The following is a 19,750-nucleotide window of genomic DNA, read 5'->3' as shown; positions in this document are numbered from 1 at the left end:
CGCACGCGAAGTGCCCGGCCCCTTTTCGCACGGGCCGGACACTTCGCGTTCCGGGGCCGGCTGTTTCAGGCGGCGGCCTCCAGCATGTAGCCCCGGCCCCACACGGTGCGCAGGCTCAGGCGGACGCCGTCCAGCCGCTGGCGCAGCCGCATGATGTGCAGGTCCACAGCGTTGCTGGTGACCGCCTCGTTGGTGATGTGGCTCAGGGCCTCCTTCAGCGTGTCCCGGCGGACGAGATGGCCGAAGTCGGCCAGGAAACATCGCATCATCTCGCTCTGCGCCTCGGACATCGGCACGGACTGCCCGCCGTAGTAGAGCACCCCGGTCGGATCCAGCGCGGGCATGAAGTCGGTTCCGGTGCGCAGCTGCAGGGTGTGGACGCGAGCCGCCAGGTCGAGACGGGCCACCGGCGGACGCACCCAGTCCTCGGTGGGTGAGATGTCGTCCGGCGGCGGCGTCCGGCCCTCCAGGACCAGCAGACACGGCAGCCCCGCCTCGCGCAGCTGGTCCCGCTCGTGGCTCTGTACCGGCCAGCGGAGAAATGTGACTTCTTGCTTGTGGACGAACGTGGCCATAGTCGTGCCCCCGTTTCCCGTGACAAGTGGAAGCTGGTGTTCGGGGGCCGGTGGCATCGTCGGGCCTGCGCGCGCCCGTCCGGCCGCCGCCGGGGGTCAGCCGACGGAGCTGCCGGAGCTGGTCCGGGACGCGAACGGGACGTTCTGCTGCTGCCTGGCTTCGATGACAGTTCCCACGTGTCACCGCCCCCGTGATTCCGATCCTGCCGGGTCCCGATTCCAGGTCGGTTCCGGGTGGGTTCCGCTACGACGGGGGCTCGATTCCGGCTTGTGCCGACAGCTCCGGCCTGTGCCGCGCGTCGGTCCGCGGCAGGGCGCCGGTCCGCGAGGGCGCCGAAAGAAGCACGACATGGTCGCGTGCGACCGCCCGGTGATCGGCAAGAGACCTCATACGGGGGTCGGCATACGGGGTCGGCCATCCGGAATCTCTGACCAAGGTCATGATCAGGAGCACGCGATGAAGAACGAGAACAGCACACCACGCCGACGGGCCGCCGTCGTCGGCGCCGGCATCACCGGACCTCTGCTGTCCCTGTGCCTGGCGAGGCTGGGATTCGAGGTGGACCTGTACGAGGCCTATGTGCGCCGTACTCAGGACATCGGCTCGTTCCTCAACCTCGCCCCGAACGGGCGCGCGGTGCTGGAGCGCCTGGGCCTGGCCGACCGGATCCTCGGACAGGGCACTGTTGCGGGCTCCATCAGCTTCGCCAATCACAAGGGCCGGGAACTCGTGCAGAACCCGGAGCGCACCACCAACATCATGCGCGGCGAGCTCAGCGGCGCCGTGCGCGAGGCGGCGAGCGACGCCGGGGTGAAACTGCACACCGCCAAGCGCCTCGTCGCACTGGACGCGACCGACGACGGCCGCTGGCGGATCGGATTCGAGGACGGCACGCAGACCGATGCCGACATCGTGCTCGGCTGCGACGGCGTGCACTCCGCCACGCGCCGGCTGCTGCTCCCCGATGCGCCGGGGCCCGCCTACACCGAGGTGGTCGGCTCCGGGGGCAGATCGGAGATCGGCGCCGAGGAGCTCCCCGTGGACGGGCGCTTCCACATGGTCTTCGGCCTGCGTGGCTTTTTCGGCTACCAGGTGATGTCGCCCGGTGTCGTGTGGTGGTTCGAGAACCACCAGGAGACCCGCGAACGCAGCTTCGCCGAGCTGGCCGAGGTCGACAATGCGCAGTGGGTGGCTCTGCTGGCCGAACGGCACCGCCCCGACCCTGCGGTGATCCGACGCATCCTGACCGCCTCCGCCGGACCGGTCGGCCGGTGGCCGGTCTACGAGGTGCCGCCCCTGGAGACCTGGCACCGGGGGAGCGCCGCGGTGCTGGGGGACGCCGCGCACGCGGTGGCCCCGCACCTGGGGGCGGGCGCTGCGCTCGGTATGGAGGACGCCTACGAACTCGCCCTGGCACTGCACGAACACCCCACCGCGCCCCAGGCGTTCACCGCGTTTGAGCAGTCCCGGCGGGACCGGGTCGCCGCGCTGGCGAAGCAGGCCCGGCAGACGGGTGCGGTGATGACCCCCGACCGGTGGATCACCCGGGTGATACGTGACCTGATGCTGCCGATGGCCATCAAGCAGGGGGTGCGCAAGGGCACCGAGGCTTATTCCTACCGGCCTTCGCCGTGGCCCGTGCGGGCCGACTGAGACGCACGCGGGCACAACAAGACCTCAGGGCCCTCCTGCTACCGCCTCGGGGATCGGCAGCCACATCACGCAGCCCTGCCAGTCGGCGGACACGCTTCCATGGCGCAGAACACGTCGATCAGCGACCATCCGGTGCCGCCCGGACCGATGACAGCACCCCCGGATCATCAACGACGGGGCAAGGAGTCATACCGGCCCCGGAGGCCACGAGCCGACTTCGGGCTCCGCTCGGAAGGTGATGGGCGACCTCGACGGACGGTGCGGGAGGCCCCGAGGAGCCGCCGGCGGTCGCCGCCCACCCGACCGGTGTATCAGCGCAACTCGCCGGTGACGATCCACAGGTGACCGAACGGGTCGCGGATGCGTCCCTCCCGTTTGCCGTACGGGCGGTTCTCCACCGGTACGACCACGGTGCCGCCTCCGGCGGCCATCCGCTCGGCGACGGCGTCCTGGTCGGTGAACTCCGCCTCCAGCAGGACCGGGGAGCCGCCGACGTCGTCGGGCGAGAGCCAGCCCCACTCAGGCACCGCCGGGGACAGGGAGAGCGGGGAACCGCCGACCTGCAGGACGACGACCATAACGCGGCCCCCGTCGTCCTGGGCGCGGAAGACCTCCTCCGCACCCATGGCCTTCTGGTAGTAGGTCGCGGCGGTGTCGGGGTCCGGGACGATCAATCGTGGCGTCAGACTCATGAGTTGACTCTATTCCTTCTCGCGGCGGCCCGCAGGGGTGATTCGACCAGTTCGAGCCATGTGCCGCGGCGCCCTCTCTGCCGAGTCTTCAGGCGGGGCATGGTCTTGCACACTCCTTTCGAAGGCGGTGAATGGCTGCTCCACCACGACGTCGCGACGCTGCGGTTGCTCCACCACGACGCTGCGGCTGCGCCCGCTGCTCGATATGCCGGCCTTCGGGTCGGCTGTCGCCGGGCGCTGTTGCCGGCCCGCCCTGCTGTGGTGTCCGTTCGGCTTGGCCCGCCCCGCCGGTGGGTAGTTGCCGGCAGGCGGCGGGTCTCGGCCGGGGTGGGGTTTGCGAGGCCGGGTGTGTCGCGTTTGGCCCCTCTGTGTGTGGTGGCCTTGTGCTCGGCCCTCGCCCCCCTGTGCTCTGCCGCCGCGGACCTGTGGTGTCTGGAGGAGGATGCCGAGGTCGAGTGGGTGATGTGTGGCTGGCGGTGAGCGGGGAGAGCGTAGCGGGCTGCTGGGCGCAGCGGAGCAGCAGGGCGGTTGAAGCGGGTTCCTTGGGCTTGAGGGTGTCGTACGTGCGGCAGATGTCGGGGTGGTGGCCCGGCCGGGGCCACAGGCACCCTACGGCCGTGGCATCCCCACCACACGTCGGTGATCGATGAACCCACGAGGGCGGGCTGTCGCACGGGCTTCAGTCAAGAGCGAGAACCGGTTTTCAGAGGTGTGTGTCAAATGCCTTCCAGAACACGGTCAAGTGCTGCCCGGCCCGCGGGGCCCCAGTGGGGTTTGCCGCCGGGAAGGCCCCGGTCTCCGTTGTGGCCCATGAGTATCAGGAAGAGGCTTTTCATAGCGGCCAGTCCGCGTGCACGCCGGATCGCTGCCTGGTCCGCGTGCGCGTACGTGTCGAAGAACCGTGAGGCGGTGCCTGCGGGCAGCAGTACCCACGCGGCGGCGAGGTCCCACGCCGGATCGCCGGCGGACAGGTCACCGAAGTCGACGATGCCCGAGAGCGTTCCGTGCGAGACGACGACGTTCGCGGGATGGAGATCGCCGTGCACCCACACGGGCGGGCCCTCCCACGCATCGGCCGTAACGGCGTCGTCCCAGACGGCGCGGACATCGGCAGCGATGTCGCCGGGGACAGCGGCCTGGAAGAAGCTTTCGAAGCCGTCCGTGCAGTTCCTGGGATGGGTACCGCGGTCCGTAGCGGCCGGCGCCTCGGCGGGCGCCTGAACATGGAGTGCCCGCAGGAAGCCCGCCAGCGTGTCGGCCGCGTGGGTGCCGCGGCTGATGGAGCTGTGGTCCAGCGGCTCGCCGGGAACCCATGTCATCACGGTCCAGTGCTTGGGAAAGCGCTTGGACGGTTCGCCGGACCGCACCGGGGTCGGTACCGGGAGCGGCAGACGCGGGGCCAGTACCGGTAGCCACCGCCGTTCCTTGAACTGGAGCTGCGGGGTGGGGTCCATGCGCTGCATGCGCACAGCCAACTCGTCCCCGAGGCGCCACATCTGGTTGCCCCAGCCGCCCGCTACCTCACGGATGGCCAGCCCTGCAAGATCTGGATGCTGCTCCTGCAGCAGGTCGCGGACCAGGTCTGCGGTGATCTCGATCTCGGTGTCGGTCATACGAAGCCACAGTACTGAGGCGGCAGGCGAGCGGGCTCTGGCTCTCCGGAACATCTCGCTGTGATTCCTCTGGCGTCACTGATTCGGTTCCGGAGATCGGTGAGCTGACAGGCCGGACCGCTCGGTGAGGCAGCTTCTAGGAGAGGCCCGCGGAATAGATCCATCCGGTCATGCCCTTGCCGTTCACCACATCGTCGACCTGGCCGTAGTACCAGCGGTGGCCGGCGGAGTTCTTGGTGCTGCAGGTCATGTCGAAGGTCTGGCTGCGCTGGAGAGTGCCCTTCGCCGAGTAACCGGCCCCCGGACCGCTGTGGATCGTCGCTCCCACGATGTCCATGGCATGCATCTTCCTAGCTGCGCCGGGCCCGTGCCGAGAGGGTCGGCCGCCAGGCGGAGCCGTCGTGTCGTGTTGACGGCACCACATGACCAGCAGCCCCTCCTCACCAGGTAACTCGTAGTGTCGTCGATACCTGACCTCGTCCGGTACGGGTGGCCCCGCTCCACACCTGGCCACAGGACCCTCTCCCACGGGTTTGTAGGCCTCCAAGCACAGAGAAACCCTGCCCCGTACAGGGGTAGAAGTGGCGCAGCCACAGGCGCACAGCCGTGCGCAGGCTGGTCGTGCGTGAGGGCCCGGGGCCTTGATGGTCCGGGGCCCTCGTTCACGAGGCCGTCGTCGGTGGCCGTCGTGCGTGACACATGCTCATTTCACCTGGGGGTGAGATGAGCGGAAGTGGTAGCGGAAGTTGTTCTCTGGGTCAGGTGAAGGGCCAGGGGCTTTGGGAGAGCCAGGTGGCCGAGCCGATGCCGGAGATGCAAGCCGCTGTCCAGGCTGCCCAGCGGCGGGTGGAGAGTTCCTCGAGCGCCTTTGCGGTCTCCGAGCCGAGCAGTACCCCGAACATGAGGGTGAGGAAGAGGTCTCCCCACCCGATGGCGGGTCGCCCGATGATGAGCCATCCTGCCGCGCAGGCGATCATGCATGCGGCCATGTAGGCCCAGGGTGTCGTGGTGGTTCTGGCTGTTGCGTAGGTCCGCTTGCGGTGCAGCAGGATCACGATGATCTGCGCGACGGCGGTTGCTATGGCGATCACTGGTGTTCTACCAATCAGAACTTGCAGGCCTTTTTGACGGCGGGGATTCCGAGCAGGGCGGCCACTGCCTTGCGGTGGGCGGAGGTCAGCTTGCGTCGCTTGGCGTAGGTCTGGATGAGCTTTGCGGCCTTCTTGACACCGATCTTCTTGATCAGCTTGACGGCTGTGATGACGCGCTTGGAGCTTCCGGCCGGCGTGAAGGTGAAGATGAACCCGGCAACAGCCGCGGAGCACTTGATGATCTTCTTGGTTGTCGACCACCACGAGGGGTCGATCACGAGGGGGAAGGCGCTCTTGGCGTCGAACTCGACGTGCTGCACCAGCTTGTTGCCGACAACCTTGTAGCTGGTGGGGATGTCGTTGCCCTTGGCGTCCTTGGCCCAGGGGGCGTCGAAGAACCCGGCGGCGTCCGTGGTGGGAGCCTTCTCGGCGTCCTGGTCGCCCGGGGCGTAGAGCGAGACGGATCCGTCGTCGTGGGTGACGGCGGACATCCCGGAGGGGATGGTGAAGCCGGTTTCGTAGTCGTGTGGGGCGCTGCTGTTCTTGAGGATGTTCAGGGTGCGGGAGGCGCCGTCGGCGGTGGGCTGGACCACGGTGTCCACGGGGCCGGAAGAGGTGTAGACGACGTTTCCGCCGACCTGGGTGCCCTTGGTGCTGGCCGCGGGGATGGTCAGCTTGTTGGGCATCAGTTCGTTCTGGACGTTGATGGCGTTGTTCTGGCCGTCCCAGGGAACGGAGACCACGTTCTCCTCGGTCACCGCGATGGAGGCGTAGGTGGAGTCCGAGGACGTTGCCGCGGTGATGTCGGCGGCGTCGGAATAGGTGTTCGCAAGCCCCAGCGTGTTCTCGGCGGCCGTCGGCTTCCACGAAGTGTCCACGGTGAAGCGCACCGGGTCCGACCATCCGTTGGCGTAGTGGGTGCCGTCGTAGCTGGTGGTGCGGAAGCTGTAGGTCTTGCCCGTGGTCAGCTTGCCGGCGGGGACTGTCACCTGCGAGGTGCTGTTGGCGGGAGCAGGAGCGGCGTTGAACATCACCACGACCTTGCCCGTGGCCGTGTCCGTGATCTCGTAGGTGCCGGTGACCTCGTCCTCGCCGTTGGGGTCGACGGTCGAGTATCGAAGGACCGGCGTGGTGGTGTTCACCTTGAAGATGCCGCCGCTGGAGATGAACGGGGCACCCGCCTGCAGGTTGGCGCCGTTGAGGGGACGGTAGTTGTATGTCACCTCCAGCGTCGGGATCTGGTCCTGGTTGGTGGCGTTGGCCGAGTAGAACCGCTTCCAGGCGTACGTGTCGGACTCATCAGCGGCCTTGAGCGCGACGGAACCGGTCTCGGCTTTGGCCGAGGCCCACGTCTGAGCCAGCCTGGTGATGTCGGCGGTGGCCCATCCGGCGTTGTTGCAGGTTGCTGACTTGGTGTCCGTGGAGGTGGCGATCCTTTCCAGGAGCTGCGGCTGCTTGGTCCAGCGAGTGTTCTTGTCCGCTGCTCCGGAGGCCCACACTTCCCAGCCGCGCTTCTCGCACGACCAGGAGTGGTAGTTCCACAGCTTCAGGGACGCCTTGGAGACCAGGGCATCGGAGAAGTTTTCCGTGCGGAAGGTGAGGAACGACCGGGCGACGCGCTTCGTGCTGCCGTCGTAGTCACCTGGCCAGCCGACCTTCAGATCGGTGTTCGCGGACTGGTCCGTTGTGTCACCACCCTGCACGAACGTGTCGAAGAGGACATCGAGTGCGTCCGTCGCGGGATCGATGGTGACGGGGTACTGGGTTGCCGTGTCGGTCAGCCACTGCGTGTCGGGTCGCAGCGTGAGCTGTGCGACGTTCCCGGACTGGGTGACCTCCATGGCTACCTTGCGCCGGTTGGTGTGTTCACCGGAGCGGTGATCGACCTGCGCGTCCCACATGGTCGGGGCAGGCATGACGGCAATGGTCTGCCCTGAATCGCCCACGAAGTCGATGCCGCCGCCGGCGTTGGCTATCGCATTCATGCCGTCGGGCAGAACGATCGGAAGCGAGAGGGGGGCGCCGTCCCGCGGCGCCTGGCGCAGTTTCAGGTACTGCTCGAAGCCGGTGCGGGTCGCTTCGACGATCAGGTCACCGCCGGGAATGACGTTCGCATAGGTCGCGGTGTTTCCCGACAGCTCGGGAGCGGGCAGCCCGCCCTTCCACTGCACCGCGATACGCGATGCGCCACTGCCCAACGAGACCAAATCCCGTGCCGAATCCTGCGGGGTCGCCGCCGCGGCCTTCAGCGAGCGCGACAGGGAACCCCCCTTGCCCGCGAGCCTGAGACCTTCCGGGTGTGCCTTGGCGACCACATCGCCATCGGACTCCCGCCGCAGGTCGACATCCACGTCCACCCAGCGACCGTCCCGGATCATCCGGATGGGCCCCGCAGCGGTCTGACGCGTCAGGGTCCCATCCGGATTGGCGTAGACGGTGTCGGTCTCCGTCCGCATCTGCAGGACCTCTACTTGCCGGTCCTGCACCTTCGCGGACGTCATCGCCGCTTCGACGCTCTCCGCCTCCGAAATCGGATGGGCCTGCAGTGCCTCCATTGACTCCGCGAGAGCGGAGAGAGCTTCCTCGGCTCTCGCGCTGGCCGACTCGTCCGCCGCAGGCTGCCCCGCCGCCACGGCGACGTTCGGCGTGGCCAGCAAGACTGCTCCGGCGGTCAGCATCGCGATGCCGCTGGCACGCAATGTGTTCTTCATCGTGGTTCTCCCCAAGAGCGCGCCACGTCGCCTTCGGACGTGCCCCCCGGCGACAGCGCGCTTGATCGTTAGCGGCGAAATATAACCACGCTTGACATAATCTTGGCGAATCCTTCACCCAAAAATCACTTCTGGACTATTGATTAATAGAGGCCCAACGTCTGCAACTACGCGTTCTGGAAAGCTGGTTCAATCTCGGCCCAGTGTTCCGCCACTAGATCCCAGCCCCGGGCACGGTCTCTGCCCGACATGGGTGAGGGGTACGCAACCTGCGGACCGCGCCACGCCCGCCCCCGCCGACGCAGTGGCTCGATGACCTTCATGCCCTATGCATCACACCCGGACGGGCCTCGGCTTGGCTTCCGGCGCGGTACCGGTCCGTACGGGGCCCTTTGAGGCGAGCTGTCGATGGGGAGATATGACCGGTCAATCGCACGCCGGCTTACCGCCCTGCGAAGCCGCGCCCGGCGACGAGACGGTCTGGTTCCGCGACGCCGGACCCCGACGTCGAGCGGGCGGCTACGCCTGGGACGCCGTCACAGCCGCACTCGGGAACCATCCGCACTTCATCCGCGCCGCCCTCGAACAGCCCTCCTTCGGGCCGCTCAACATCGACACCAGCACCGCGCTCACCCGCACCGGCAACGCGTACATCCTCACGCTGACCGCCCGCCACCGCCCCGTCGACGACCAGGAGCACACCGCCCCGGGCCGCCCCGCGCCCGGCCGTCGCCTGATGCCCACCGGCCCCGTGGCCGCCCGCATCGTTATCCGGGGTTCGCGGGTGTTGCTACAGGTCAACGTAGCTGTGTGAGGGACGTTAGGCACGGTTCTGTTGGCCGGATCCTTCGACTGTGGCCAGCGGCGAGATGTGCTGGCGGCCGAGTTCACGAACAGGAGCGGCCCTGCCGACGCCGTTGCGCCAGGCAGGGCCAGCCTCCGTCAGACGCCGATCAGGTGCCTGATGGTCGGATCGATCACAGCGCTATCGCCAGCGCAATGAACTGTCCGACAGGACCGATGTCGTGAGGGTTGGAAAGTCCCGGCATCGGACCCGGTCAAACCGCACCTCCGGATTCGAGATGGATCGGACGACGGTGGTGGGGAACGTCGCAGGCCGTCGCCATCTGCCAGTCCCGCCTTTGGATCCGGGCCGGATTGTCCAACTCGTCGATGTCCAGCACCTGGTGTGATCACGGCGGTCGAGTCGTCTGGGATAGGCCCGTTCACCGGGCTGAGCCCGCGTCAGTTCGGGAAGCCGGTGACGGTCTTGCGGCGTGAGGGCGCGGATGCGGCCCTCCGGGGCCGGCCGCGGGGTCTGTCGCTGGAAGACCGGGCTCTGCTGGTCGCGGTCTACTGGCGCACGAACCTGACCATGCGGCAACTGGCCCTGCTGTTTGGGTGTCCAAGTCGGCAGCGGGCCGGATCATCGAGCACCTCGGTCTCTTGCTCGCCCTCCAGCCTCGCAAGCGGTTCGCGAGGGGCACCGTCCTGGTCGTGGACGGCACCTTGGTGCCCACCCGCGACCACGCTGTCGCCGAGCAGTCGAAAAACTACCGGTACTCCACCAATCACCAGGTCGTCATCGACGCCGGCACCTGCCTTGTCGTGGTGGTTGGCCGGCCCCTGCCCGGCAACCGAAACGACTGCAAGGCGTGGGAGGAGTCCGGTGCAAAGACTGCCGTCGGCACGACGATGACGATTGCCGACGGTGGATATCCGGGCACCGGACTCGTCATATCCCATAGGCGCCGCACGGGCGAGGAGTCACCTGACTGGAAGCAGGTCCACAACAAGCCCCACAAGCAGGTCCACGCTCGTGTTGAACACGCATTCGATCGAATGAAGACCTGGAAGGTCCTCCGCGACTGCCGCCTCAAAGGCGACGGCGTCCACCACGCCGTGCTCGGCATCGCCCGCCTGCACAATCTGGCCTTTGCCGGATAGACCACCCGGCTGCACAGCAGCCCACCATGCCGGAATCTGCTCAGAGAGCACTTACGGGACAACGCTTAGCCCGGGCCGGTCTGTTGGAGCCGGGTGATGGCTTGCTTTCGGTCAACTCTCGGACCCGTTGCGGCACGGTATGGGCCCGTCACCCCGAGAGTGACGGGCCCGCTGGTTCGGGAGTGCGATGGGGTCAGCGCCGGGCACTGACCCAGAGGATGAGCACGGTCACCAGCCCGCTTCCTGCCTGGTAGGCCGCGCCGTGCAAGGCCTCGAATCCGAGGTAGAGAGGCCGGCCCCGATTAGCACTCAGAGAACGGCGCAGATGACGACGGGTGCGCCTGGTCCACGATTCCGGCCAGGGGTGCGCCGGCCCCGGCCCTCCGCGTTACTCTTCATTCGGTGCCCTTTCTGGCTGCTCGCTTGGACTCGCACCGTGCAGGGGGCTCGTCTCGACTCGTCTGGCCTAGGAACCAGAGTTGAGACAGAGCTCCCTTTGCGTTGAGACCAGCCTAACGGCGTTCTGCGCCCTTGATTTTGGGGTGGCGTGAAATTTGTCCGTGCACGAGAGCGACGGACATTTGGGGCACCACGGGTCCAGTCCCGATTCAAGTGCATCCCCTCCCGGCGGCAGTCCTGAGGCAATCGAGAACCGCCAGTGGGCTACGCGGCCTGGCCGGAAGTTGCAGGTATCGAAGGCGCAGCCTTGTCCTTTGACCGATTCCTATGGCCGCTCGGACGCCCCAGATACGCGTCAGACGGGCCTGGTCCTGGCAACTTCCGCCCCCTGCACCCCGGCTGTGCGGCGTCCCATCGGTTCTCCCCGCATAAGGAATTGTCTGGGAATCGCCATCGCCCTACGTCAGCTGAGGCCAGATTTCGTGTCCTCGGTCAGGGTGAACCGCTTCCACAGGCACGCGATGGTGCTGCAAATAAGGGCGGCAACGGCGCGCTGTACGGATGCAGCGATTCACCACCGCTTTACACCGGTACGTCGATCGTGGGACGGGCTAGTCTCGCCGTTTCAGTTGGATTGCTGGGCGGCTGAGCGAGGTTGTTTGAGGCTGGGTCGGGTGGTGAGCATGGTCAGGGCCCGACGCGGGGTCGGTTTCTCCGAGATCCTTGGGGCGAGGTGGGCGGCGGCGGGTCAGCTGGCGGGGCGGGGTAGTGCGGCCAGTCGGTGGAATGGGGCCGTGAGTTCATGTCTCCAGGGCCAGGTCGCCGAAGATGCTCCATACCTCGTTCGCTGAGAACGAGGAGCAACTGCGATCACGCGGAGTCACGGGTGACATCCAACGATCACCTGATGACGGTCGGCCCAAGACCAGCGCATGGATGACGGTGGAGACCGACGGCGATGTCGCCATGCTCATCGTCTGGGACAGGGGCGAAGCTCAGTTGGAGTGCGGTGACTGGGCCAGTAGCCAGATCCGGCAAGAACATCGCGATCTCCGCACCCCGGACCAACTCCTCGGCGCCATCGGGGCCCGTCTCGAATGGGCCCACGCGAAGAGCGGACGACGGGCACCCCGCAACCTGTTCCCTCTGACCGGCAAAGCCGTTCGCGAGGAAAGGCCACGCGATTTGAGACACAAGCGCGTGGACATGGCCTGAGACAGCCATGAACCCGATGGTCAGCGAGGCTCTATATGGCATGGGCGGCGAGATCCTGCACCCGCAGCAGGGGACCGGCGGGCAGGCCGTCCGTAGCTTCATCCTCACCCAGGGGATCCGCCCACGCACCCCCTGGAATTCGGCACGCCGCTCTCCCGCACCTGGCACGGGAGGCGAGCGGCTGAGACCGGCAGGTGTGCGTCGGGGGCGAAGTGCGAGGCGGTGTGGTCCGGGGGAGGGTGGGAAGCCGGTAAGGCATCGTCCCGGATATGAGGAGGAAGGTCATGGGGGCAAGCTGGACACGATGGGCGGGTGCGGCCACCGTCGCCTACGGTGTGGGCACCATGGTGCGACCGGTCTGGCTCGCACGGCCGTGTCAGCTGACCGGGCGGGGCGGATCCGTGCCGGCGCCGACGGCGTTGCTGGTCCGAGCCATGGGGGCGCGGGACGCCGCGATCGGCACCGCCATGATGGTCGCCAAGAACACTTCCGCGAGGCGCACGGCGACCGTGTGCCGGGTGGTGGCGGACCTCTCCGACGCGGTGCTCTTCGGCACTCAGCTTCCCGATCCCGCTGCCCGCCGCAAGGCCGCTGCGGCCGCCGGAGCGTGGGCTGCGTTGTGCACGGCGGCCGCGGCGGCGGACGGCTTGCTGTAATACCGGTCATGCTCGCTCATCCTGGGCGCGACAGGACTCACCGACCGCGCTCGGCGGTCGGTGTCCGTCACGCTCCGATGTACTTCGTGGCCACCCACCCGCGCTTGTTCGTGTCGGCGATCCGTACGTACTGCCAGTGGTGGCCGTGGGTGTCCCAGAGGTAGACCTTCTTGCCCTTGGGGATCTGCCCCAGGGCTGTGCACCCGGTCGAGGGCCCCGTGCACACTCCTCGTGGCACTCTTGCACTGCTCACGGTTTCGGAGCCGGCCGCCGGCGGTGCGGGTCACGGCCGGCGGCTCCGGTATGGCCGTAACGGCCGGTGCCTGGCCCGCTTCGTCCATGTCCAGCACTGCGTGGGGGGCGGCCTGTTCCGTAGGAGCTTGACCCGCCTCAACTTGGCGTTCGACCGTCACCCGCCCAGCTTCACCGCCACACGCCCCGCCTCGCCGCCGACCGCGATCTCCACGACCGTGCTGCGCGGAACAGGCCACTCTTCCCTCTCCGCCTGCTGGGCCAGGGCGGCCAGACCCCGCTGGAACGCCGCCCGAGCCAGTCCTCCTGCTTCCGGCCTTTCCCGGACCCTCGACTACGTCGGTCAACGCCGCAAGCGAGCCCCGCCGGGGCCAGTGGCAGCCAAGGAGAAGGGCACCCGCACACCCAGCCCGGTCAGCTGCTTCCGCTGCTCGGGCAGCAGCTGCGCCAGGCGCCCGGTTCCTGCCGCCACTGCCACGTGCCGGTTCGTCACCCTCGAAGACGACACGCCCGGCACGGTGCATGGCAGGACGCCGTCAGCGTCGACCAGATCGGCGAGCACCGGTAGGGGCGCTGCCAGTCGAGCAGCCACGGACAGTTCCAGTCCGGGACCATCACGTCGTCCTCACCCCGCCTGGCGCCCCGCCGTGGCGCGAGGTGCCCGGTGACCTGCCGGTGGCCTGCCGGTAGACCCGAAAGACGGCAGGACTTGTTCTCCCATGCCTCCTCGCCCGGCTCCCAGATCAGTCCCGGCCTCAGGCACGTCCAGCACGCCTTGTATCGCTCTTCCAGCTCACCGGCTCGTAGGGCCTTGCGCTGCTGGTGCACTCATCACCCACAGAGAAGTCCTTCACGACGCCGACCTCGGTCTCGGTGCCGTACGGGACGGCGTACCAGGCAGGTGATCTCGTGTTCGCCCCTCCAGCGGGGCAGGGCCTGGTAGCTGGCCTCGGGGAACATCGGTACAGCGGTTGGCGCTGAGAACGATCATGGTCAGTTAGCACACTGGCTGGGGCTCTGTTGGGGTTCGTGGAAAGAGCGCCGGGCGGGTGCCGGGGCTGGCTACGGTCCGTCCGTGCCGGTGGGGTTTCTGACTGATGAGCAGGCCGAGGCGTACGGGAAGTTTACCGAGGAGCCGACCCGCCCCGAGCTGGAGCGGTTCTTCTTCCTGGACGACGTCGACCGCGATCTGATCGCCCGGCGGCGCTCCGCGCACCACCAGCTCGGCTTCGCACTCCAGATGTGCACGGTGCGTTACATCGGCCGCCTCCTCCCGGACGACCCGTTGGATGCGCCGTGGCCGGTGGTCGAGTACCTGGCCGCGCAGCTCGGTGTCGAGGACCCGTCGGTGGTGAAGCGGTACACCGAGCGGCCGAAGACGGCGTACGAGCACGCGTGGGAGATCAGGGACGCCTACGCGTACCACGAGTACGACGATGCGGAGTGGTCGAGGCGGTTCCGTACCTTCCTGCAGGGGCGGGCGTGGACGCACGCCGAGGGTCCGAAGGCGTTGTTCGATCACGTGGTGGGCTGGCTGCGCCGCAACCGGGTCCTGCTGCCCGGGGTGAGCGTGCTGGCCCGGCAGGTGTCGGAGGTGCGGAAGGTCGCGGACAGGCGGCTGCACGACACGGTCGCGGGCGCCGCCCGCCGCGCGGACCCGGCGCTGCCCGGGGGATCTGGTGGCGACGCTGAAGACGCCGGAGGGTTCCCGGCTCTCGGAGCTGGAGCGGTTGCGCCGGCCGCCGACGCGGACGAGGGGGACGGCGTTCGCCCGCGTGCTGGAGCGGGCGGACGAGATCGGCGCGTACCGGCTCGGCAGGTTGAGGCTGTCGCAGATCCCGCCGAACCGGATGGCGGTGCTGGCCCGGTACGCGCTGGGGTCGAAGGCGCCACTGCTGGAACGGGCTCAGGAGCCGCAGCGCACGGCGATGCTCACCGCGGTGATACGGCACCTGGAGGCGAAGGCGATCGATGAAGCCCTGGACCTGTTCCAGGTCCTGATGGCAACGAGGCTGCTGAATACCGCGCAGCGGAAGACGGAGAAGGAGCGGCTGTCGACGCTGCCGCAGCTGGAGAAGGCGTCACGCGTGCTCGCGCGGGCGGCGAAGGTGCTGTTCGAGGAGCTGGAGCTGGTCGAGGAGCAGGAGACGGACCTGGACGTGGCGGCGCTGCGGCTTCGAGGGCAAGCTCCTGGGCGGACGGCTCTGCGAACGCTGCACCCTCACCGACCGCCTCACCGCGCTCCTGAACGACGGAGACAGCCGCATCAGACCCACGCTAGTTCCGCTGTTCGACCTACTGGTGGCGATGGACAAGCCCAGAAGCGGCCTGGCCTGGCTGGAGATGCGCCGCGACCAGCCGGGCAGCGCATCGCGGCTACTGCGGCGGCCCGGCCTCGGCGAGATCCCGCTGACCCACGGCGCCTTCCACGGGCTCCAGCCCTGGCGGGCCGCCGCTCACCTGGAAGAACTCCTGATGACATGCGGAGCCCTGCCCGCGGTCGACAAGTACCTCTGCTCCTTCCAGCGCTGGCTTCCCGGCCACCTGACCGGCATCGCCGACGCACAGTCAGGCATTCCGCACTTGGAGGCTGATCATGACCATCGCCCCGCACCAACGGCTGCCCGAGCACGCCAAGACGATCCGACTCCTCGCGACCCGGCACGCCCCCCCGGCTGCGGACCCGCGCCGAGAGGAGCCACACCACGCCCAGCATCCGCCGGTTCGCTGCCGAACAGGTCAAGTACGCGACCGCGTTCCTGCAACGGCTCGGCGAGCGGAACAGCACCCTCGCGTCATGCGCCCAGACCGACGTCGACGCCTGGTTCGCCGAGAACACCGAACATGCCCGCACCTGCTGGAGAGCCTTCCTCAACTGGGCCATGCAGAGCCGCCGCTGCCGAGGCTCTCTCTCCATCCCCACGATGAAGATCTCCCGCCGGGCCGCACTGAGCGAAGACGAGCGCTTCGATGCCCTTGGCCGGCTGCTGACCGATCCGGCGATACCGATACCTCTCCGCGTCGCCGGAGTCATCGTGCTCCTCTACGCCCAGCCCGTGAGCCGCGTCGTCCGGCTCAGCGTCGACGACGTCATCCGGGACGGCGACACCGTGCTGCTACGGCTCGGGGAACCGGCCTCACCCGTCCCTGATCCGGTCGCTGCCCTGCTGCTGGAGCACACCGCGAACCGCGACACCATGACACCGCCACCAACCCCGCGCCCCGCCGGCTCTTCCCTGGCCGCCGGTCGGGACAGCCCGCCCGCCCCGACCACCTGTCCGCGCTCTTGAGGAAAGCCGGAGTCCCGACCACGCCCGTACGCGGCGCCGCTGTCCGGCAGCAATTCCTCGACCCCCCGCACCCGCCGTCGCAGACGCTCTCGGCTACCACGACAAAACCACCAGCCGACTCCGCAACAAGACCGGCGGAACCTGGAGCCGATACGCCCCGGGGGATCACACAAGGTCACCAGCGGGCTGGGCTCCTCCGGGAACCAGCGACAGTTGAAACAGTTGAATACGAGAGCCCACCAGTAGGCCGGATCACTTGCGAAGTCGAGAGCGGTACTCGCCCGGGGCCGTGCCTCTGGCACGTCTGAAGGCACGGCTGAAAGCGTGCGCAGAACCGTATCCGACCGCGCCGGAGATCGATTCGACGGGCTCATCGGTATCACGGAGCCGGACGGACGCCAGATCGATGCGCCACTGTGCCAGGTACGCGCCCGGCGTCTGTCCGAGGGCGGACCGGAAACGCCGGGAGAGCGTCGCCCGGGAGACGCTCGTCGCGGCGGCCAGGGTCTCCGTGGTCCAGGGGTGTCCCGGTCGGGCGTGGACACACGCCAGGGCGTCGCGCACGACCGGATCACGCATCGCTCCCAGCCATGAGCCGGACTGCTCCTGCGGATGGCGGGCCAGCCAGGCACGTACGAACTGGACGAGCAGAAGGTCGACGATGCTGTTGACGGCGGCGGTGGTGCCGATCTGCGGCTGTGCGAGCTCGGCAGCGAGAAGTTCAACGGCCTTTCTGAGCTGCGCGTTCTCCAGGGCTGTGACGTGCATCGGCCGGGCGAGGGAGGTAAGCACCGGTGTGCGCACCTCCGGGTCCTGCTCGTAGCGCAGGACGATCACCTCCGTCTGCACCGGCGCCGAGCCCAGCCGCAGGGCTCGGCCATCGGCGAAAGACCGGGCCGCCGCCTCCCGGTCGCAGGGACCCATCGTCGCACCGGCGCCGCCGGCTATCCCGTGTACGGTGCCCGGCGGCACCAGGACGGCGTCTCCGGCCTGCACCTGAAGAGGTTTCTCGCCCGTGACGTGGAGCCACATGGTGCCGCGGGACACCACATGCAGTGCCGCTCCCGGAGAGGTATCCAGATACAGGCCCCAGGTTCCGCCGGCCTTCAGCACGACCCCGAGCGCCCTACGCGCACCCGAAACACGCAAGACCTCCGCCAGCACATCCATGAGTCCATCCTCGTCCACCGCCGCGCACCGCCCACCGACGGCGCGTGTGTCCTGGTCCACAGCTTCACGTCACGTCAAGAACGACCTTTCCGTGCACCTTCCGCGCGAACAGCGCTTGGACGGCGTCGTCCACGCCTTGCCAGTCGCCCCGCAGTCCGACCGGCGCCGAGAGCTTCCCGGCGGCCATGAGGCCCAGCATGTCCGTCAACTCCCCGCCGGTCGGCGTCATGTCGCCGTAGGTGGCGATGCTGCGGGGCTCACCAAAGCCGAACAAAGCCCCTGGCGGGAACGTGGTTTCCTGCCCCGAGGAGTAACCGACCAGGTGGATGGTGCCGCCCTCGGCGAGGGCACTCCACGCCTGGGCCACCAGCGGCCCGCCGACCGTGTCCAGGACGAAGTCGAACCGGTCCCCGGTCTCGGCCAGGTCGGTCAGGACCTTGTCGGCGCCGAGTTCACGGAGTCCGGCGGCTCGCTCCGGTGAACCGACGAGTGCCGTCACCCGGGCGCCCGCAAGCGCCGCCAGTTGGACGGCGAAGTGCCCCACGCCCCCGCTGGCGCCGGTGATCAGAACGTTGCGCGCCAGCAGGGAACGCTTGCGCAGCACCCGCAACGGGGTGACGCCGGCGATCCCCAGCGCGGCGGCATCGGCCAGATCCACGCCCTCGGGGACGGTGCCGAGCGAGGCGGGGCTGACTGCCACCCGCTCCGCCCACGCGTGGGGAGCCATTCCCACCGCGACGCGCGTACCTGCGGGCGGCCCCGAGCCGTCGGATGCGGCGCGCACCACGATGCCGGCCGCGTCGTGACCGTGCACAGCGCCGGCCGGCCACTGGTGCACGTAATTCAGCTCTCCGAAGTTGAGACCGATATGCCGTATCTCCACCAACGCCTCGCCGATGGACGGTACGGGCTCATCGACATCGGCGAACCGGACGGGTCCGGCCTCACTGTGATCGACCACAAGGGCGCGCATAAGGGGTGTGTTTCCTTCTCTCGCGGGGGCACCTGAACACTCGGCGCGGCAGCAGATCGAGTGCGCAAATGCCGCACTGCCGCCTCCTTGGAACCCTACGCAGGACCAGGACAGCGACCAGATCCGTGAGAATCAATCAGTTGACGATCTGTGTCAGTGCGGCTCGCAGCGCGTCAAGCCCTGCACTCGTCCGGTGGACGACACTGTGACGGGCACAGACACGCCCGGCTTCAGCGCTCCCGTCGGGCGGCGGAGCCGCGCGATCCGCCAACTCGTCCTTCCAGGCCCTGGCCCCGTCATCGCGAAGGCACTCGGTTACCACGACAAGACAGCCACCCGCCTGGTCACTGAAGCCGGAGGAACCTGGAGCCGATGCGAGCCCACCAGTCCCGAGGCCGTTCTTCGCCCAGCGGCGGACGAAGGCGCCTTCGTGGGCGGACAGGCTGTCCAGGATGGTAGATCGGGGCACCCTCTGAGCGGGCGGCGCGGATCGACTTCAGCGCTGCCAGCGCGGTGATAGGTCGCCAGATGCCGCTCGGGCCGGGCTTGCTCGGCCCAGCACGACCCGGCGGGGGCCGGATGCCGAGCGGCCCGAACTCGTCCAACGCACATACACGGTCCGGGAAAAGCTCCAGAATCTCCTCGACGCGGTCCAGCTCGACGCCGCGCTCGGGGCCGGACGACTCCTTCCACGTCTTGGTCCTCTGGAAGGTGACGCCGCGGCGGGCGAGCAGGCACCGTAACGCCTCGCGGCCGATCCGAATGACGCATCCGTGCACTTCCCTCAGGTAAGCGGCGAGTTCAAGGACGGACCAGCGGGTGAAGGGCCGGCCGAGCTTGACCGGGCGGGCGGTAGCCGTCTGCACGACGAATTCCTCGTCATCAGGGCTGAGCAAGCGGGGACGGCCTCCCGCCCACCGAGGGGCCAGACAGACCAGGCCCATCTCATTGAACCGGTGGATCACACCCCACACGGTGTCCTCGCCGGCCTGCACCAACTTCGCGATCACCGGCACCCGGTTCCCGCCGGCCCAGGCCAACAGCATCATCGCCGCCAGCAGCGCACCGAACTGGTGCTGCCCCGGCACACGATCTGCTGCAACTTCCGCCCCTGGCCGGTCAACCTGCACACACGGACAAGCTCAGCCACCACACCCCCAGCAGCCCAAGCGAACGTCACCGTGCATCCAACCGCCCAGACGACCGCCCCGGCGAACCTTCCCGGTCAGAACAACCAGACGGCCGGGCTCATAGTGAGACCGATGCAGAGTGCCGGACGCTGTGCAACCAGCTCCCGGATCGGCGGGCGTTCGTGACTCGCGGGTCATCCCCATCGCGCTCCGACGACATCGAAAACATGGTCCTATCGCATTCACTATGCGAAAGAGCCATTTTCGATAGAGTGAGGCCATGCTGTTGTGCGTTCTCATTCATGGTGAAGCTGCGTCATCGGCCTGACCTGTGTGGATGCAGATGACTGAGAGATGCTGGGATGGACTTTAGGTAGCGCTT

Annotated in this window: 14 protein-coding genes and 3 pseudogenes; 7 read left to right on the top strand and 10 right to left on the bottom strand. The window is 68.1% G+C overall.

The features are described 5' to 3' along the window. Window positions 1-65 precede the first annotated feature (65 nt). Entirely contained in the window at window positions 66-575 is a 510-nt protein-coding gene (locus tag ACWGKJ_RS18170) for a helix-turn-helix domain-containing protein (protein WP_385027587.1), read from the bottom strand. Between the two features lie 457 nt (window positions 576-1,032). On the opposite strand from ACWGKJ_RS18170, the gene ACWGKJ_RS18165 reads away from it, so the two are divergent. Continuing rightward, window positions 1,033-2,229, top strand: coding sequence for an FAD-dependent oxidoreductase (locus tag ACWGKJ_RS18165; RefSeq protein WP_385027584.1), 1,197 nt, complete (start codon window positions 1,033-1,035; stop codon window positions 2,227-2,229). A gap of 311 nt (window positions 2,230-2,540) precedes the next feature. On the opposite strand, the gene ACWGKJ_RS18160 is transcribed toward ACWGKJ_RS18165, so the two are convergent. From ACWGKJ_RS18160 to ACWGKJ_RS18140, 5 genes are all read right to left on the bottom strand, one after another. Continuing rightward, window positions 2,541-2,921, bottom strand: a complete 381-nt coding sequence (locus ACWGKJ_RS18160; RefSeq protein WP_385027581.1) for a VOC family protein — start codon at window positions 2,919-2,921, stop codon at window positions 2,541-2,543. Window positions 2,922-3,637: 716 nt separating this feature from the next. Next, window positions 3,638-4,534 (bottom strand): aminoglycoside phosphotransferase family protein, encoded by an 897-nt coding sequence (locus ACWGKJ_RS18155; RefSeq protein ID WP_385027578.1) that lies wholly within the window; start codon window positions 4,532-4,534, stop codon window positions 3,638-3,640. A 136-nt stretch (window positions 4,535-4,670) separates the two neighbouring features. Continuing rightward, window positions 4,671-4,871, bottom strand: coding sequence for an SH3 domain-containing protein (locus ACWGKJ_RS18150; RefSeq protein ID WP_385027575.1), 201 nt, complete (start codon window positions 4,869-4,871; stop codon window positions 4,671-4,673). Window positions 4,872-5,292: 421 nt separating this feature from the next. Then, window positions 5,293-5,625, bottom strand: coding sequence for a hypothetical protein (locus ACWGKJ_RS18145; protein ID WP_385027572.1), 333 nt, complete (start codon window positions 5,623-5,625; stop codon window positions 5,293-5,295). A 14-nt stretch (window positions 5,626-5,639) separates the two neighbouring features. Further along, entirely contained in the window at window positions 5,640-8,336 is a 2,697-nt protein-coding gene (locus tag ACWGKJ_RS18140) for a DNRLRE domain-containing protein (protein ID WP_385027569.1), read from the bottom strand. A gap of 418 nt (window positions 8,337-8,754) precedes the next feature. Here ACWGKJ_RS18140 and ACWGKJ_RS18135 point away from each other — a divergent pair, with 418 nt between their 5' ends. The 4 genes and pseudogenes from ACWGKJ_RS18135 to ACWGKJ_RS18120 all read left to right on the top strand — a co-directional run bounded on the left by ACWGKJ_RS18135 (window position 8,755) and on the right by ACWGKJ_RS18120 (window position 12,553). Beyond that, complete coding sequence (locus ACWGKJ_RS18135; RefSeq protein ID WP_385027566.1) at window positions 8,755-9,150, top strand: hypothetical protein; 396 nt, start codon at window positions 8,755-8,757, stop codon at window positions 9,148-9,150. 375 nt (window positions 9,151-9,525) lie between these two features. Continuing rightward, a pseudogene (locus tag ACWGKJ_RS18130) lies at window positions 9,526-10,283 on the top strand (transposase). 1,335 nt (window positions 10,284-11,618) lie between these two features. Then, window positions 11,619-11,897, top strand: coding sequence for a hypothetical protein (locus ACWGKJ_RS18125; protein ID WP_385027563.1), 279 nt, complete (start codon window positions 11,619-11,621; stop codon window positions 11,895-11,897). A gap of 284 nt (window positions 11,898-12,181) precedes the next feature. Continuing rightward, window positions 12,182-12,553, top strand: coding sequence for a hypothetical protein (locus tag ACWGKJ_RS18120; RefSeq protein WP_385027560.1), 372 nt, complete (start codon window positions 12,182-12,184; stop codon window positions 12,551-12,553). A gap of 67 nt (window positions 12,554-12,620) precedes the next feature. On the opposite strand, the gene ACWGKJ_RS18115 is transcribed toward ACWGKJ_RS18120, so the two are convergent. Then, window positions 12,621-12,791 (bottom strand): SH3 domain-containing protein, encoded by a 171-nt coding sequence (locus ACWGKJ_RS18115; protein WP_453315763.1) that lies wholly within the window; start codon window positions 12,789-12,791, stop codon window positions 12,621-12,623. Window positions 12,792-13,880: 1,089 nt separating this feature from the next. On the opposite strand from ACWGKJ_RS18115, the pseudogene ACWGKJ_RS18110 reads away from it, so the two are divergent. Further along, window positions 13,881-14,976: pseudogene (locus ACWGKJ_RS18110) on the top strand (DUF4158 domain-containing protein); the annotation flags it as partial. Between the two features lie 753 nt (window positions 14,977-15,729). Further along, entirely contained in the window at window positions 15,730-16,095 is a 366-nt protein-coding gene (locus ACWGKJ_RS18105; protein ID WP_385027554.1) for a hypothetical protein, read from the top strand. A 252-nt stretch (window positions 16,096-16,347) separates the two neighbouring features. Here the strand turns inward: ACWGKJ_RS18105 and ACWGKJ_RS18100 are convergent, their stop codons facing one another. The 3 genes and pseudogenes from ACWGKJ_RS18100 to ACWGKJ_RS18090 all read right to left on the bottom strand — a co-directional run. Next, window positions 16,348-17,265: an AraC family transcriptional regulator gene (locus tag ACWGKJ_RS18100; protein WP_385027551.1), complete on the bottom strand. Its 918-nt coding sequence runs from the start codon at window positions 17,263-17,265 to the stop codon at window positions 16,348-16,350. Between the two features lie 64 nt (window positions 17,266-17,329). Further along, a complete protein-coding gene (locus ACWGKJ_RS18095; RefSeq protein ID WP_385027548.1) occupies window positions 17,330-18,238 on the bottom strand; it encodes a zinc-binding dehydrogenase in 909 nt (302 codons plus the stop codon). 400 nt (window positions 18,239-18,638) lie between these two features. Beyond that, window positions 18,639-19,388, bottom strand: a pseudogene (locus tag ACWGKJ_RS18090) (helix-turn-helix domain-containing protein); the annotation flags it as partial. Window positions 19,389-19,750: the final 362 nt, after the last annotated feature.

The organism is Streptomyces sp. NPDC054757 (assembly GCF_053612185.1).
Note: the sequence above shows the minus strand (reverse complement) of the source record. Positions and strands in the feature narration are given on the sequence as shown.

What these genes read in the sequence shown, in the direction of transcription:
- ACWGKJ_RS18120 (WP_385027560.1), top strand. Translation starts at nt 12,182, where the DNA reads ATGGGGGCAAGCTGGACACGATGGGCGGGTGCGGCCACCGTCGCCTAC.
- ACWGKJ_RS18170 (WP_385027587.1), bottom strand. Translation starts at nt 575, where the DNA reads ATGGCCACGTTCGTCCACAAGCAAGAAGTCACATTTCTCCGCTGGCCG.
- ACWGKJ_RS18140 (WP_385027569.1), bottom strand. Translation starts at nt 8,336, where the DNA reads ATGAAGAACACATTGCGTGCCAGCGGCATCGCGATGCTGACCGCCGGA.
- ACWGKJ_RS18150 (WP_385027575.1), bottom strand. Translation starts at nt 4,871, where the DNA reads ATGGACATCGTGGGAGCGACGATCCACAGCGGTCCGGGGGCCGGTTAC.
- ACWGKJ_RS18125 (WP_385027563.1), top strand. Translation starts at nt 11,619, where the DNA reads ATGACGGTGGAGACCGACGGCGATGTCGCCATGCTCATCGTCTGGGAC.
- ACWGKJ_RS18135 (WP_385027566.1), top strand. Translation starts at nt 8,755, where the DNA reads ATGACCGGTCAATCGCACGCCGGCTTACCGCCCTGCGAAGCCGCGCCC.
- ACWGKJ_RS18105 (WP_385027554.1), top strand. Translation starts at nt 15,730, where the DNA reads ATGAAGATCTCCCGCCGGGCCGCACTGAGCGAAGACGAGCGCTTCGAT.
- ACWGKJ_RS18155 (WP_385027578.1), bottom strand. Translation starts at nt 4,534, where the DNA reads ATGACCGACACCGAGATCGAGATCACCGCAGACCTGGTCCGCGACCTG.
- ACWGKJ_RS18165 (WP_385027584.1), top strand. Translation starts at nt 1,033, where the DNA reads ATGAAGAACGAGAACAGCACACCACGCCGACGGGCCGCCGTCGTCGGC.
- ACWGKJ_RS18095 (WP_385027548.1), bottom strand. Translation starts at nt 18,238, where the DNA reads ATGCGCGCCCTTGTGGTCGATCACAGTGAGGCCGGACCCGTCCGGTTC.
- ACWGKJ_RS18100 (WP_385027551.1), bottom strand. Translation starts at nt 17,265, where the DNA reads ATGGATGTGCTGGCGGAGGTCTTGCGTGTTTCGGGTGCGCGTAGGGCG.
- ACWGKJ_RS18160 (WP_385027581.1), bottom strand. Translation starts at nt 2,921, where the DNA reads ATGAGTCTGACGCCACGATTGATCGTCCCGGACCCCGACACCGCCGCG.